The sequence below is a fragment of the Colwellia hornerae genome (assembly GCF_007954355.1).
GTDB lineage: Bacteria > Pseudomonadota > Gammaproteobacteria > Enterobacterales > Alteromonadaceae > Colwellia_A > Colwellia_A hornerae.
Genome location: NZ_VOLR01000015.1, coordinates 22,296 through 38,849, shown reverse-complemented (window position 1 = coordinate 38,849; position 16,554 = coordinate 22,296). Strand labels below are relative to the sequence as shown.

Below are 16,554 nucleotides of genomic sequence, written 5' to 3'. Positions count from 1 at the left end.
CTTTAACCCCGCCTGTGGTTAAAGGCTAAAGCTATTTTTTATCCCTTTTCAATTAGACTGCTGGTATTTGATAACTAAACAAATATTTTCTATCACCGCGATTAAGGTTTTTTCATCGCTAATAAGGTCTGCTTCATACCTAACAGACTATTAAATCGATTTGGATTAATCGCTAAACTCAATTTATATTCTGTTAATGCACTCGCATAATCTCCATTCAAAAAGAGCATGTCTGCCAGTAACTCTCTCGCAGGAATTACTGCGCCAGGCGTTACTGGGCTTTTGTCCATTGAATCTTCTATGTCAGCAGCTTGTCTAAGTTGAACTAAAGCTTGATCTATTTTTCCTTTTCCAAAACTAATCCACGAATTTACTGAATGTCGCTGAGCATCAACCAGTGGCGCCCAATAACTAGCACTGATTATTTTTGTTTTTTCATATAAAACATCGAGCATTGCTACATTTTCTTGTGCTGATTTAAAATCACCACTTCTAGCTGCTCCTAACCCACGAGCAAAGTAAGTAATAGCCTCTACTTGTGGGAATTGTTGCCAATCAATATAGCTAGGTTGTTGATTTTTTAACTGACTTGCTTGAGACCATTTTTTTTGCTCTAACGCCAACCTAGCCGGTATTACTGCTAGCGCATAAGCTGATGGAAAAGTAGCTTGTATTGGGTGGTACCCTGCGACTTGCTCAAATAGAGCTTCAGCCTTAGCACTATCACCAAGTTGTAAATAACCGTAGATCTGATAATCAATAGCATGAGCATAGTGCATGGAAGTTGCACCATTAGTTGGATAATTTAAAGCAGCTTTTGCTGAGCGAAGATTCCAACTGACTACGTCATCCCACATCCCTAATCTAACAAAAATATGGCTTGGCATATGCAGAGCGTGTGGAACATCCGGTGCAACCTTGTCATAAGCTCTTGCCGCATCTATAGCAAATTTCGCTAATGGTGCATTGTCATAAGCATGAATAGTGTAATGAATTGCACCAGGATGATTAGGTGATATATTGCGAATTTTTTGTAAAATGTCACCCGCTGCTTGGTTTTGTTTGAACAATAGATCTTGTTTAGAAGCCGTAACAATTAGTGATAGTGCATAAAAGGCTGCTGCATCTATATCATCAGGGTTTTTTTGATAGACAACTTCTTGAGCGTTAGCCCACTGTACTATTCGTAATTTATCATCAACGGCTTCCCAACCTCTATAGTATTGCGCTGCTGCATTTATGTAATCTCTTTCTCGTTTGGTAAAATTTAGCGTTGTCGCTTTAGCCAGTGCAGCTTGTCCGCGCTGTAAAGCTTCATTTTTAATCGTATCAGGCCATAAAGGATGGAAGAGACTCATTGAATATCCCCAATAGATCATCGCGCAATCAGGCTCTTTCTCTATCCAATGACCAAATAATTCTTCTGCTTGTGCGTACATCATATGATGAAGTAATCCAACACCGGTACTCATAGCTTTTTGTGCATTTTTATTACAAGATATCGAAAAACTAACGTCTCCCAAGTCCCCTAAGTCGTTAATGATCATATCTTTATCTTCGTGGCCATCGTGTGCGTAACCAGCCATACTGATAAAAAACATGCTTGCTATTACTGTAAAGTAAAGTAATTTTGATATCGTTTTCATGATACTCTCCTTGTTAAATAACTCACAATTTTGATGCCTGAGTCAAGAAGTCCTTTTTTGTCCTGCTTTTAATAATGTCATTTTATTGTCAAAGCCCATTTTCAGAAGCTAAATACAAGGTGTTATAACAGTATCGTTCAAAAACATTTTGTCTAGACATCATAATAATACTAGTCTAATTTAGTGATTTTCAGTAGGTAACATAACGTAAAATGCCTAAGTTTAACGTCAGGCATTTTTATTTACCCCACTTATCAGAGGTATTTACTTGTTGGCATTATCTATCTCAAATTTTTTCGAATACGGTCACTCTTAACTTGCGATCAACATTGTCATCGGGAAAATCACACTCACTGGTAAACCGTTCCGTCATTTTCAAAGTATGGCCAGATGATTCAATAATCTCGGCATCTGACTCATCCCATGTTGCATCATAACGATGAAATAAACAAATCAACCAACCGCCCTGACTTAAAAGCTTTGAACACATACTAACCAATTTAGAAAAATCTTGTCCTTTAGGCTGATGCTCTGCATAAGGTGATTTATAAACGGTTGGCGGTGGATCTAAAATAATACCTTCGAACTGCTGGCCACTTTTTATTGCTTTAGGTAAATGCTTATAGATATCCCCCTTTACAAAGCTGCGAGAGCCAAAATCTAGGCCATTTTTTTCGTAGCTCTTTTCAATACGTGGTAACAACGCTTTCGATCTGTCCAAGTGAATGGCTGCCTTCGCATTCCCTTTTAAAGCCGCTATACCTAGACTTCCGGTGAATGAAAATAAATTCAGTACACGACGGCCTTCACTATGATTAGCTAACCACTTACGAACGGGACGTGCGTCCAGATACAAACCACAATTATGCATCGTATCGGCAAGCAAACTATAATAGACCCCGTATTCTTTGGTAAATTCTGGCGCATCAGCAAGATCGCCATGAAGCGAGAACATTCTATTCTTTAAGCGTAACCCGAGCGTTTGATCACCTTTTGCCATAATGAGCGTAAAGGGAAAACACTGTAATAGTGCATCTTTGATTACATCAAGGTCCTCACGAATATCGTCTTTAAATTCAACCAAGGCCATAGTGCCAAATTTTTCAATAACAACACCCGGTGCTCCTTCGGTGTAACCATGGAAAACACGCCAAGAATCAAATTCATCTGATTCATTTAAGACTTTTCTATCATTCCATGCTTTTTCGATGAGATCTTGCCACTTTATAGTCAAATCTATGTCCTGCCCTTAGGTATATTTCTAGTGTGGATTGTCTATATTCGTTAGATAATAAGTTAACAAAGAACACACTATCGCTTAAAACTTGTCAGCACGAGTTACTTTGAAAGCAGAACATCAAATAAATAAAATAATATAATGCTGCATCAGCAACTTATTCAATCAATATTATAACTAACCACTGCCGGTGTTAATACTGATATCCTAATAAATCAACCTTGTTATTAAAAGTTCTCCTAATTGAACATATTTTGTTTAAGATACTTCTGCCTAAATACTATCAACATCAGCAGTAGTAAATAACTGAATAAACCACCACTACTTTTCCCCCTCTCATCATCATCGCCAGCGTCAAGCGGCATATTGTTAACGCTAAATTTAATAGTGTTGCTTACTGAAAGTCTTGGGTTACCGTTGTCAGTTACGGTCAAGTCTACTTGATATGAATTCCCGCCGGCCATAGAAGAGGGATCAAAACTAACAAGACCACCGTCGATAATAGGTGATGGAATAGTACCGGATATAAGCCAAACATAAGAAAGGATATCATCAGCATTTTCATCGGTGGCGTTAGCAGATATTGTGACTAAACCTCCGCTAATATCAACTGATGACACCGCCACATTATTCTGTGTTATCGACAAAGAAACTTCAGGAGATATATTAACCATCTCTTAGAAACAGCCCTTTTCATCAACACTTTCTCCTGATGGAGTATTTGGACACTGATCAAGGTTGTTCTCTATGCCGTCGTTATCATCATCAGCATAAACAGCGGGCGTATTTTCATTACAGCGCTGGGCATTATTTTGATTGGTAGCAGTACAATGCGCCAAATAATCCACTTCCATGGTGACTTTACGCAGACTTGGGTCTATCGCCCCACCTAGATTTCCCCCCATAGCAACGTTGAGTAAAACAAACATCGGTTCTTTATATTGTGGACAATTCGATACATTATGCGAAGTGACTAAGGTATCATCCATATAAAATGATATGTTGTTTTCATCCCATTCTATCGCGTAATCATGCCAATCGAGTACATCATTAGCGCCATTTGGATAAGCGAATCTCACTTCATTACCGCAAGAGCCGCCGCCGGTATTAAAAAAGTTAGTTATATAAGTACTCGGGCTATTGGCAAACCATTCCCAGACATCAATCTCGCCAGCACCTGGGTTGGGCCAGTTAACAAAGTCATCATCATTTTTACGTGGGCTTTCAGCGATACGATTCTCTAACATCCAAAACGCCGGCCAAGACCCCCCTTCAAGGTTATGAAAACGAATTCTTGACTCTATTCTGCCATAGAGAAACTCACGTTTATCTTTACCGTTAATTCGCCCGGAGGTCCAATCTCTAGATTGATTATTCAAGCCTACACAATTAGTTTGCTGCTTTCTGGCGATTATTTTTAAGGTGCCATCAGAGACATCAAAGTTCTTATCAATGGAACTATCATCATCGGTATAACATTGAACTTCGTTATTAAAATTAGCATCGACTTGGGCCGTCCAATTTTGCCAATTAACACTGTCTCCTGAAAAAGTATCTATATAGTTAACTTCCCAACCTGCCATAGTAGGTGTCGTTATTAACAAACTCAGCAAACTCATTAAAAACAGTCGACTTTTAAAGCTGATATTCTTTAGCATTGAATTAACATTGCACTGATAAACTGAATATTGGTTCATTATTATTCTCTTTTTTCTTAAAAGAACTTATTAAATCAATCGATAATCAATTTAATAAGCTGCTGATTTTATAGTGATTTTAAAAAGGCTATTAATGCAGCTTCGTCAGCATCAGAAAGTGCTTCATACTTAACTTTAGAAGCTTCTGATTCCCCACCGTGCCAGAGAATTGCTTCATCAATCGTTCTCGCCCGTCCGTCATGTAAATAACTATGCTCGGGCGTACAAACTTCATTACCTTGGCCGCCAACGGGGTTTTCTACACCTCCAGTAACGCAAGCCGACAAACCTATGCCCCATAGCGGTGTTGTTCGCCATTCAGCCCCTGTAGCGTTACCCTCTCCTAAGTTGTCAGCAAGACCTTCACCCATATCATGTAACAGTAAGTCGGTATAAGGATGAATAGTTTGATCTCTTAGTTCTGTAAACGGATGATAAATACTGGTTTGCAGTGTTGCGGTATGACAATCCACACAACCAATACTTGAGAATAACGCTTGTCCTTGTTGTACCTGAGGATCATCAAGGCCACGTTGCGCTCGTACACCCAACAATGCGATGTATTTCACTAAATTGTTCAAGTGCTGGTCGCTTATTTCAGATTGGTCATGACCACATTCATTTCTTTCTTGTTGAGCAGAACCACAATCTGGTGATGGTAGTACAGAGGTCATCACCCCCATATCAGTATTAAACGCTGCCGCAACTTGATGCTTTATGCTTGATGTAGCGGCTTTCCAACCAAAACGTCCAAGGCGAATATCTTGGGTTTCGGGATCGATAGCACTTTGCGCTTTACCTGAAATACCAAAGGGAGCAAATTCATCATTAACATCAGCCATCGCTAAAATAGTTTCTTCAGGAATTGCTTCTAATAATCCTAGGCCAACGAGTTGAGGTGCAATGCGTGCTGAGAATTTTTCTGGCGTACCCGTTGAAAACTTATAATTAGGTGAACGTAAACCATTCACCTCAGTCCATGATTCAATAGCTACCGTTCCTTCACTTTGTACGCTTCCCGTATTCGATGGCTGTAAAACATCGCCACGCTGGGCATCGGGTTCACCATCAGCATCAGCAATTTTAAAGACCCATTTGTCTAATGCCTCGCCAATTGGTGCCGGAGCTGCCCTACCATTACGTTCATGACAACTTGCGCAACTATGATTAACAAAATGTGTACCTGACTTACCTACCATTTCTGAAAAAACACCATTGGCTGGGTCTTCATCATGTTTACCATCAACAAAAGAGGTATGATGAATACGTCTTCCTAAAACGAACGCTTGCCCATTTAAACTTGATAAATTAGTTGCCATTTGCATGAAGTGGTCATTAGGTTCATTTGTATATTGATAAGATAATGTGGTATTTCCACCTAACCAACCTTGTTTAGCAATAGGATGTGAGTTTTCACGCTCTGATGATTTATCATCAAAATCTCCGACTGCTTTCCAAGGAGCCATGCCACCTTTACCTACTTGGTAAAGATAAGTTGTGCCGTAATAATTTGACCGCCCCTCAGGAACGCCTAGTAAAAACTGACTGACTTCAATTTCCATGTGTTGGCCAATACTGAGGGTTTCTATGCTGCCATTAAGTCCGCGAAACTCATTAATGGTTACTGAATATTTATATTGATCGCCGCTAGTACTTGTTTGCACAAGGTCGTCATCGTAACTACCGTGACCGACCGTCACAACGTTAGGCTCATAATTACCATGGTATTCAGCAACCGTATTCATTCCTGAATACCATGCCCTAAATTCTAATGCCTCAAGCTGCCATTGTGTTACCCATTCAATTAAAATAGATGAGCCGCCTTTAGCCACATAATCGGTGAATTTATAGCGCGCTGTTCTATGGGTCCAATAATGAGAAAGGTAATGATCGTATTGCTGAAATTGATCTTCTTTAGCATGACGATCACGTCCTCTGTCAGCGAACTTGGTAACCACAGCATCATTAGTTTCATAAATTAAAGCATGTTCTTGTGCCGTGCTAGAGGTATAAAGTGGCACGATATCACCAAAAAGTCCGTATTCTTGAAGGTTCCAACCCGCTATAGCCGCACCTTCAGTGGTTCCTTTTTCGGTGTCACCTTTATAAAAGTATAACGGTTTACCCTGATAGGCAGCTTGTGTTGTGCCATCATTTCGATTAATGATTGATAAATTTGGCACACCAGAAGCGACACCATCAGCCACTAAAAGTGGAGGCCAATTAACCGCACAACCGTCGTTGCAATTACTGCCGTCAGATCCAATGTCATTATCAAAGGTATATAAACTAAAACCTGGCTTTTGGCTGTCTTCACCACCAACAAGAATATCGTTGTTAAACGCCACTTCAATTAACTGTTCTACGGCTTCACAGCCGACAAAATCCACAAAGGTCCCGATAGGTGTATCTGGACAATTATCCAGATTATTAAACACGCCATCACCATCTGAGTCAGCGCACCCGACCTCATTAATTTCTGCATTTTCAAGCGTATCAGGACACAAATCTAGGTCGTTACCAATACCATCTAAATCATCATCAATAACCGCTGTTATTTGCAGCCAATTAATATTGAATGAACCTGCGTTTATCGCTAACCGTAAGGTAAAAGTACCGCTCGTCGTTAAAAACGAATTAACCACATGGGTTTCAAAGGTTTGCCATCCCCCCGTGCTAGCAACATTGTCACTACCAATTGTATTGCCATTTATCGACAGCGTATAATTACCACCGCCTGAATCTGAAGCCACACGGCTGCTAATGGTATAAGTCCCAGCACTTAAGGTTACCGGGTATTCTAGCCATTCTGTTGCTTGGGTATAACCAATATTGTAACCGCCGCCCACATCAGTGGTAACTTCGATATCTACAGCGTCATTACGGTAACTTGCTCCGCCTTCATTTCTCGCTGTGGTATCAAAATAGCTGATGTAATCTTCTGCTTGAACAAGCACATCAACAACCTCTTCAATGACCGCACAGCCAGAGCTGTCTACCCTTGTATTGTCTGGAGTTTCAGGACAAGTATCAGCTGCATCTTTAACACCATCATTATCACTGTCCGTATCGACACTAACAATAATGATGTCGCAACCACTCGCATCTACAGTGGTATTGGCTAATGTATTAGGACACGAATCGACTTGGTCGAATACTCCGTCGTTATCAGTATCTGCATTGATAGTCTCTTTTTCTGTTGGAGTTGACCCACCTCCACAACTTATTAGCGTACTGAGTAATAACAATGAAAGCATTTTTTTTGAAAAAACACTTAAAGCTCCTGTTAGTGCACTAAGATTTAATGTTGATTTTCTCATTATTTTATTATTCTTCTATTAAAATATTCAATTAAGTCAATGATTAACCGGCTTAATGAATAATTTGGTTTATAACTATCCCAAAAGATAAACAGTACTGCTGCACTTATATCAATAAGCGCTAACTCTGCATTTTTGAATTATCTTACTGTCGAGCATCCTATAAATAGCCATGTTCGGACTTGAATATTTTTAGCACAATTATTGGTCAAACAGCATCGAAATACGGTCAAAGGGGGGGTAGGAAAAGTTGAAATGGATAAGGGATATAAACAAGTACTCATGATAAGCTTTTGTTATCACCCATACAAAAAAATCATTTTAATTTATTTAAAACAATAACTTAAAAAAATTGACTTTGTTTTATTTCGTATTTATTTTAACTAAAAAAATATAGCGGGTTGTATATCTACATGGTTAACTATGTAGATATACAATTTATAAGTGCCTTAGGCAGGCGTAACACCGTCAGTATTTTCATCTAAGGCATTCACTTCAGCCGCCATTTTTCCTCGACGTGCCTCAAGTTTACTACGGGTATCATGAGCCATTTTCTCAGTAATCGGGTAAGTAGCGACCATCCAAATAGCAACCACTGAACAAAATACAGGCACAAGTACATCAGCTAAGCGCATATAAAACAGCGTATCAGCAGATTGAGCTCCAGCTAACGCAACATCAAAACCTGTTGCATGAAGTAAGAAACCACCAGCTGCCATCGCCGCAGCCAAGCCTAATTTAACAACCCACCAATAAATTGAGCCAAACATACCTTCACGTCGTTCACCGGTTTCTAATTCATCAAGATCACAGACATCAGCAACCATAGATCCCATTAAGGTGAACAAGCCGCCTAAACCAAAAGAGAAAAATATTGGTGGAATAATCACTAGCATAGGATTATCCGGTGTAAAACAAATCCATTTAAGTGCATAACCAAAGATAGAAATGGCAATGGTAATGAAAAAAGCATTTCGCTTCCCTAACCAGCTTGATAATTTAGTGACAATAAAAATAGCACAAGACGTTGAAATAAATGACACCGTACCCGCCCAACCGACATATTCAGCACCTAATGCTTGATCGCCGCCAAAGACATAATAAATAATCACGTAACTTTGGAAAGCTGAAACCATCATAAAGCCGTTGAACACTAAAAAGGTTGCACCACATAAACTAAGGAAAGGCTTAAATTTAAGTGTAATTAAAAAGCCCTTAAAGAAATCAGCAACGGCATAACTCAAGCTTCTTGGTTTTACTGGTGGTGCATTCGGGTCAATAATCGTTTTTGAAGTTGCTATGGGTGTAAAGCGTTCAGTAAGAAATATTGCCGGTAAAATACCAACAATAATAGTAAATAGCCCAATAATGACGGCTAACCAACTGGCACCTTCAATCATATCGCTAAACAGCGATTCATTTTGCATAAACAGTAAGAACCAAGGTGCAAATAACCACGCAAATTGGCCCATAAAATTCTGCACAGCCATGATACTGGTACGTTCATGATAATCTGGCGTTAATTCATAACCTAATGCGACCCATGGTGTTGCAAAAATAGTGTAGGCTAGATAAAAAATGATAGAACCAATTAAAAAGAACCAAAAGTAAAATTCTTCACTCTGGCCTCTCGGTAATTGCCATAACAAGGCAAAAGTAATACCTGCGACAATAGCCCCCCAGAATATATAGGGTCTGCGTCGACCCCATTTTGATCTTGTGTGATCGGAAATATAGCCCATTAACGGATCAGTAAAGGCATCGACCAAACGAGGCAATGCGCCTAACAAACCGACTAAAGCTGGATTCATACCTAAACCCAAGTTAAGCACTATGGTCATAGTACCAATTGCCGCACCTAATAAGTTATTTACGAAAGCGCCAAAGCCATAAATAATTTTTCTTAGCGTGGAAATTTTATCTTCAGTCGCGGTTTGATAATTTTCTTGCGTACTCATAAAGCGCTATTCCGTTGAAAATGATTATTGAATGAAACTTTAGCCTAATTAAAATTTAGTGAAAGGTTTCAATTATAAAGGTCCTTCTGACATTATATAAATGTAGATCTTAAACAATATAAAAACGATGAGTCGGTCATTATGGGGCGATGAAATGGTCACAATACACTTTTTTAATTTAGATGAGTTTTTTTACTGGCTCTATAGTGGAATAAAAAGTCATTGATAAAAGTTATAAAATCCCGATAACCTCAAAATAAGTCCACCCTACCGTATTTTAGTTGTATCCACTTACATTCGTAATAGTCTGTAAGAATAGGTTAATTTTAAAAAATATAGCGATGGTCAATTAGCTGTTCCAATTTAAATTTTTGATTTCATTTGAGAGATGTAATGCCAGTAAATATTTGTCAGCAGTTAAACAACGCCAAGGATTTAGATAAAGCATCTTACGTGTCTGCTCTGCTTGCCCACATGACATTAAAAGAAAAAATTGGCCAAATGAGCCAATTCAACAATGAAGATGAAAACCTAAGGTCGCTAATAAAAAACGGCGCTGTTGGCTCGGTCCTCAATGAAGTCGATGTAGAAACCATTAACGAATTTCAACGCCTTGCCAGCGAAGAAAGCCGTTTAGGTATCCCATTACTCATCGGTCGTGATGTTATTCATGGCTTTAATACCATATTTCCCATTCCACTGGGACAAGCGGCATCTTGGTCAGCTGAATTGGTAGAAGACTGCGCAAGAATAGCCGCAGTAGAGTCAGCAAATAATGGTGTTAATTGGACGTTCGCACCTATGATAGACATTAGCAGAGATCCTCGGTGGGGACGAATTGCAGAAAGCCTAGGTGAAGATCCCTTGCTCTGCTCTACACTGGGCATAGCTATGGTAAAAGGTTTTCAAGGAGATAATCTTGCTGATAGTAGCTCAATTGCCGCCTGTGCAAAACATTTTGCTGGCTACGGCGCCAGTGAAAGCGGACGTGATTACAACACCACTAACATACCAGAAAATGAATTAAGAAATGTCTACCTACCTCCTTTTAAAGCCCTTGCAGACTTTGGCGTTGCCACCTTTATGGCGTCATTTAGCGACCTTAATGGTGTACCTGTAACCGGAAATTCATGGCTACTTAATGACATCTTACGTAACGAATGGCAGTTCCCTGGCGCTTTAGTCAGTGACTGGGAGTCTATTCCACAATTAGTCACCCATGGCTTTGCTGTCGATGAAGGCTCTGCCGCATTCGAAGCTTGTCGTGCCGGTGTTGATATGGAAATGGCCAGTGACACTTACGCAAAATATTTGCCTGCGCTCATTGAAGATAGCCAACTTGAGCTTAAACAAATTGATACTAAGGTGACTCGCCTGTTGAATTTAAAATTTGATTTAGGACTTTTTCAAACCCCCTTTACTCAATCAACGCCCTTAACCGAGCCGTTAAACCGCGCGCATTTAGCAGTGGCTAAAAAAGCCGCCTCTCAAAGCTGCGTTTTACTGAAAAACAAGCAAAAAACATTACCCTTGTTACCAGAAAAAATAGCCTCTCTGGCTGTTATTGGTCCACTTGCCAACGATGGTTATGAGCAACTAGGGACTTGGGTATTTGATGCTAAAGTCGACAGTAGCATTACTTGCCTAGAGGCGATCAAGGACTATGTTGGAGATACCGTCGAGATAAAGTTTGCTCAGGGCTTAGCAACCTCTCGTAGTAATAATCAAGAAGACTTTAACCAAGCGATTGAAATAGCGCTTACAGCTGATGTCGCGGTAATGATACTTGGTGAAGAAGCGATTTTATCGGGTGAAGCGCATTGCCGTTCTACTATCGACTTACCCGGTTGCCAAGAACAATTAATTAATGCAATTTATCAGACAGGTACGCCGATAGTGCTGGTCATTATGGCGGGTAGACCGATTACTTTGGAAAAGATCCTTCCTAAAGTAGCTGCGCTGCTTTTTGCATGGCACCCCGGCACTATGGGAGGTCCCGCCATTACTGACTTGTTATTTGGGAGCGCGTGCCCTTCGGGAAAACTACCGGTGACTTTCCCAAGAACAGTTGGCCAAATTCCCCTTTACTATGGCCAAAAGAATACCGGCAGGCCTGCTTCTGATGACACTTTTGTCGATATTGACGCTATACAAGTAAGAGCGCCACAAACTTCATTGGGGATGACAAGTACCCACTTAGATACTCACTTTACACCTTTATTTCCGTTTGGTTTTGGCCTTTCTTATACACAATTTGATTATAAGGATATTCATGTCAGCATACCTGCAGTGATCATAGGAGAAATTTTTCAAATATCAGCCACTCTCACTAATAGTGGCAATCTAGCTGCGGAAGAAATTGTGCAGTTATATATTAGAGATTTAGTCGGCAGTGTCACTCGTCCAGTAAAAGAGTTAAAAGGCTTTCAACGCCTTTACTTATCTGCCGGCGAGAGTAAAACGGTGATATTCAATGTTCATAGCGATGAATTAGCTTTTTACAACCGAAAAATGCAGCTGGAAACAGAGCCTGGTTTCTTTCACGCTTGGATCGGCGGTGACTCAACAACCGAACTAAAAACAAGCTTTGAGCTTATGGCGAAATAAGCTCAAAGCTTGTTCTTTTGACAAAATGTGAGAAAGTAAATACTGGCTAGAATTAGCTTAAAAATTAAATAATGTCGGGATAACTCAATACTATGCAGCCACTACTTAGCCAGACGTCAATAAAGCAACAAGTTGATGAGCTGATGTCAAAAATGACATTAGCCCAGAAAATTGGACAAATGACCCAAGCTGAACGATTAGGCTGTACCCCCGATGATGTCAGAAAATATCATTTAGGTTCGGTATTGAGTGGCGCAGGCTCTCTGCCCGAAAATAATAATATTGAAAGTTGGCTGAAAATAACCGATAGCTATTGGCAAGCATCAATGGTTAACGACGCAAATCATTTAGCGATCCCCTTACTTTATGGTGTCGACGCCATACATGGCCACAATAACCTAAAAGGGGCAACAATATTTCCACATAATATCGGCTTAGGTGCCGCCAACGATACCGATTTAGTAGCGCGTATCGCCGAAGTAACACGAAAAGAAGTCTTAGCGAGTGGCGTCGATTGGGTCTTTGCACCTAACCTCGCTGTTGCACAAAATAATCAATGGGGCCGCTGCTATGAAAGCTTTGCTCAAACCCCTCAATTGATCAATCAATACGCAAGTGAAATTATCAACGGCCTTCATGGCAAACTTGCTGGTGAAGGCGTAATCGCTTGTGTTAAGCATTGGGTCGGCGATGGAGCTACAGCTCATGGCATTGACCAAGGTGATGCTAATATTACTTGGCTAGAACTCAACAACACCCATATTAGCCCCTACATAAGCGCTTTAAAAGCGGGGGCGATGACCGTTATGGCGTCATTTAATAGTTGGAATGGCAACAAATGCCATGGCCATAAATATCTGCTTACTGATGTACTGAAACAACAATTGAATTTTTCTGGCTTCATTGTTTCTGATATGAACGGTATTGATTACCTCTGTGATGACTTTTATCTCTCGGTTGCTCAAGGCGTAAATGCCGGCATCGATATGTTTATGCTCCCAGAAAACTGGCTGCAATTTATTCAACATCTGCATAACCATGTTGAATTAGGAACTGTGCCTATGTCGAGAATTAATGACGCTGTTCGTCGAATATTGTTGGTAAAATTTGCCAGTGGTCTATTTGATACCCCTTGCCCCAGTGAAAGAGTTTGGGCAAACCATGCAAGTTTTGGGGCCATAGAGCACAGAAGTGTGGCACGAGAAGCGGTCAGAAAATCACTGGTGCTGCTAAAAAATAAAAAAAACATTCTGCCTTTAAAAAAGCAGGCACGCATATTAGTTACGGGTAAGAATGCTGATAATATTGGCCATCAGTGCGGTGGTTTTACCATTAACTGGCAAGGCGTATCAGCAAACGATGCATTTGAAGGCGCCACTTCTATTTGGCAAGGCATTGCAGCGGTTGCGCCCAATGCGGTATTAAGGCGTCATGATGATGTTTTAGCAATATCCGCAAAAGAACATGACATCGCGGTGGTAGTTATCGGTGAGTATCCTTATGCAGAAGGCCATGGTGATATCAGAGATTGTGAAAACCTTATTATTGAAGCCGGATCACAAATAAACGGTCAAGTTAATATTTCAGCACCCTATGGCAACTCGCTAGCATTAAAAAAATTACATCCAGAAGACTATCTATTGATCAAAGATATTAGTGATAAAGGCATACCCCTTATCGTTATCTTGATTTCGGGGAGAACGTTAATAATTAATGACGAATTAGATAAGTCAGCGGCATTTATTGCTGCTTGGCTACCCGGTTCAGAAGGTCAAGGCCTTAGTGATATGCTCTTTGGCGAGTTTAACTTTCAAGGTAAACTGTCTTTTTCTTGGCCTAAAACATCCTCAACCGAAAAAAAGAAAGCTGCCGCTAAACCGCTATTCCCAATGGGTTATGGTTTACGTTACAAAATAAAGTAATTGATCATTAATCTTTGGTTACTGTGGCGAGGTTTAAATGAGCGGTTCTTTGTCAACTTTAGCTTGCCAGAAAACCTTATCTTTGGGCCTAAAACATCCTCAACCGAAAAAAAGAAAGCTGCCGCTAAACCGCTATTCCCAATGGGTTATGGTTTACGTTACAAAATAAAGTAATTGATCATTAATCTTTGGTTACTGTGGCGAGGTTTAAATGAGCGGCTCTTTGTCAACTTTAGCTTGCCAGAAAACCTTATCTTGGGGCCCAAAATATCCTCAACCGAAAAAAAGAAACCTGCCGCTAAACCGCTCTTCCCCATCGGTCATGGTTAACGTTACAAAATATAATAGTGGTTTTCACAGGAAATAAAGCCAACGAGATCACTGTGCCCAATACTCGTTAAGCAAGTACCTACTCGTACTTAGTACAAGTGGCGATAGGATGAACTAATGCCTTAGTAATTTTTCCCTGTTGGTGTTTAACCAGCGGCTGATTAATATAGCCAGTAAATTTAGCTAACTGACTTTCAGAGATTAAGGTAGAACCTGAGCATAAATTGGCAATAAACCCCGTAGACTTTTGCAGTTTAGCTTTCTTTTTATTAGCATTTTTATTGACGTTATCACTTGGTAAATCAACAGATAAACAGCCCGCAGCGAAGCTCTGTTCAAGACTCGCTGCAAGAATACAAATTCTATTTTCAGCGGCACGCGATAACAAGCAATATTCAACCTCACCCGGCTCTTGAATTTCAAAAGGCACCAGTAATAAGTGAACATGATTCAACGCAGCTACGTTAACTATTTCAGGTATGCTAGCGTCATCAGCTGTTAGCATAGCAAGTTTAATATTGCCTTGCTCTAACGGTAATTCTACAAGAGTTAACGCATCACCTAATGGTGTCCAGTGGTATCGTTGGCAAAAATGTAATTGCTGCTGTGTTGCAAATAAACCCTGCTCGCTTATTAGCACCGCCTGATGCGCACCATCAATAACTAAACTGGTACAGACGTATTGAAAAGGCCTCAACACTGAGCTGATTTGTATAATAAGCTGTTTACTCAAAGCGGCAATATCGGCAAGTTGCTCAGTATTATTAGTGATGGTCTTATCTGCGATAAAGAATAACTCTGGCAACTGAATAATATCGCTGAGGTTGTTTTCAATATAAAAACAAACATCTTCAATGGCTTGCTCGTTAGACTTGTAGGTTGCAAATATTGCGACATTGGCTGTTTCGGGGACATTGTCATCGTTAATGTATTGAGCGTGAGCCTCCTTTTTTATCGGTAATGTTAGCGCTTGATAAAGTTCAGGACGGCGTTGTTTAAAAAGATCAGTACCATCAGGTCGGCGTTTATTCTGCGGCGCTATCGCAGTATTAGCTAAATCAATATCAGCAAAAACAAAACCTTCTTCATTATGGTTTATTTTGGCCAGCACTTTACCCTCAGGGGAAATTATTTGGCTTTGGCCTACGCCAGCAAGAGAGTTAGTTGATGACAATGCGCCGATTTTATTTGCCGTAGCCAGAAACACTTTGTTTTCGCACGCTCGAGCTGGGTCATGAAAGTGACTTTGATCTCTGGCGAATGTGCTAATTGAATTACACAATAATTGCCCACCCTGCAAAGCCAATTCACGTGAGGGTTTAAAAGTCATCGTATCGTTACCGACTAACAGGCCAAATTTTCCGAATGTCGTTGAAGCTAACTCAGACACTCTACTTGTGTTAATAAAAAAATCATTTTCATGGCCAAGCAATCGTTGTTTATCGACATGGAGAACAAGTTCTCCGAGCGGCGAAAATAAACAAGAGGTAATACTAATATTTTCGTTAATCACATCATTATGTTGCTCTGGCGAAAAGTCACCTAAAGAGTCACGCCTTAAAGTAACGTTTATAACAATATAACAATGATGCTTGTGAGCTTGCTCTGCAATAGCGAGTAGAAAAGGACCATCAATGGCTAAAGCTTGATGCCATGCCTGATTACGGTCATTGTACCCACCCTGGGTATGACAAAAAAGTGTATTACAAAATTCAGGCAGCACAATAACTCCGGGCTGACACATCGCCACCTTATTTATCATACGTAGACAGGTTGCTAGATTTTCTTCAACATCCAAAGTGGTGGCAAACTGAGAAACGGCGACTCGCATGATATA

Annotated in this window: 10 protein-coding genes; 3 read left to right on the top strand and 7 right to left on the bottom strand. The window is 40.2% G+C overall.

All coding sequences use genetic code 11. The features are described from left to right. Positions 1-101 precede the first annotated feature (101 nt). The 6 genes from ESZ26_RS11720 to ESZ26_RS11695 form a co-directional block, all read right to left on the bottom strand. Entirely contained in the window at positions 102-1,646 is a 1,545-nt protein-coding gene (locus tag ESZ26_RS11720; protein WP_146799700.1) for a tetratricopeptide repeat protein, read from the bottom strand. Between the two features lie 286 nt (positions 1,647-1,932). Next, complete coding sequence (locus ESZ26_RS11715) at positions 1,933-2,880, bottom strand: class I SAM-dependent methyltransferase (RefSeq protein ID WP_146799699.1); 948 nt, start codon at positions 2,878-2,880, stop codon at positions 1,933-1,935. A 242-nt stretch (positions 2,881-3,122) separates the two neighbouring features. Next, complete coding sequence (locus tag ESZ26_RS11710) at positions 3,123-3,557, bottom strand: hypothetical protein (protein ID WP_146799698.1); 435 nt, start codon at positions 3,555-3,557, stop codon at positions 3,123-3,125. Between the two features lie 3 nt (positions 3,558-3,560). Continuing rightward, entirely contained in the window at positions 3,561-4,580 is a 1,020-nt protein-coding gene (locus ESZ26_RS11705) for a glycoside hydrolase family 16 protein (protein WP_223271632.1), read from the bottom strand. A 68-nt stretch (positions 4,581-4,648) separates the two neighbouring features. Beyond that, complete coding sequence (locus ESZ26_RS11700) at positions 4,649-7,900, bottom strand: di-heme oxidoredictase family protein (RefSeq protein WP_146799697.1); 3,252 nt, start codon at positions 7,898-7,900, stop codon at positions 4,649-4,651. 449 nt (positions 7,901-8,349) lie between these two features. Continuing rightward, positions 8,350-9,858, bottom strand: a complete 1,509-nt coding sequence (locus ESZ26_RS11695; protein ID WP_146799696.1) for an MFS transporter — start codon at positions 9,856-9,858, stop codon at positions 8,350-8,352. Between the two features lie 393 nt (positions 9,859-10,251). On the opposite strand from ESZ26_RS11695, the gene bglX reads away from it, so the two are divergent. From bglX to ESZ26_RS19240, 3 genes are all read left to right on the top strand, one after another. Further along, on the top strand, positions 10,252-12,465 hold the full coding sequence (bglX, locus tag ESZ26_RS11690; RefSeq protein WP_223271631.1) for a beta-glucosidase BglX: 2,214 nt from the start codon (positions 10,252-10,254) through the stop codon (positions 12,463-12,465). A 92-nt stretch (positions 12,466-12,557) separates the two neighbouring features. Beyond that, positions 12,558-14,387, top strand: a complete 1,830-nt coding sequence (locus ESZ26_RS11685) for a glycoside hydrolase family 3 protein (protein WP_146799695.1) — start codon at positions 12,558-12,560, stop codon at positions 14,385-14,387. Further along, positions 14,388-14,561, top strand: a complete 174-nt coding sequence (locus ESZ26_RS19240; RefSeq protein WP_170246369.1) for a hypothetical protein — start codon at positions 14,388-14,390, stop codon at positions 14,559-14,561. Positions 14,562-14,796: 235 nt separating this feature from the next. Here the strand turns inward: ESZ26_RS19240 and ESZ26_RS11680 are convergent, their stop codons facing one another. Then, positions 14,797-16,548, bottom strand: a complete 1,752-nt coding sequence (locus tag ESZ26_RS11680; protein WP_146799694.1) for a nitrilase-related carbon-nitrogen hydrolase — start codon at positions 16,546-16,548, stop codon at positions 14,797-14,799. Positions 16,549-16,554: the final 6 nt, after the last annotated feature.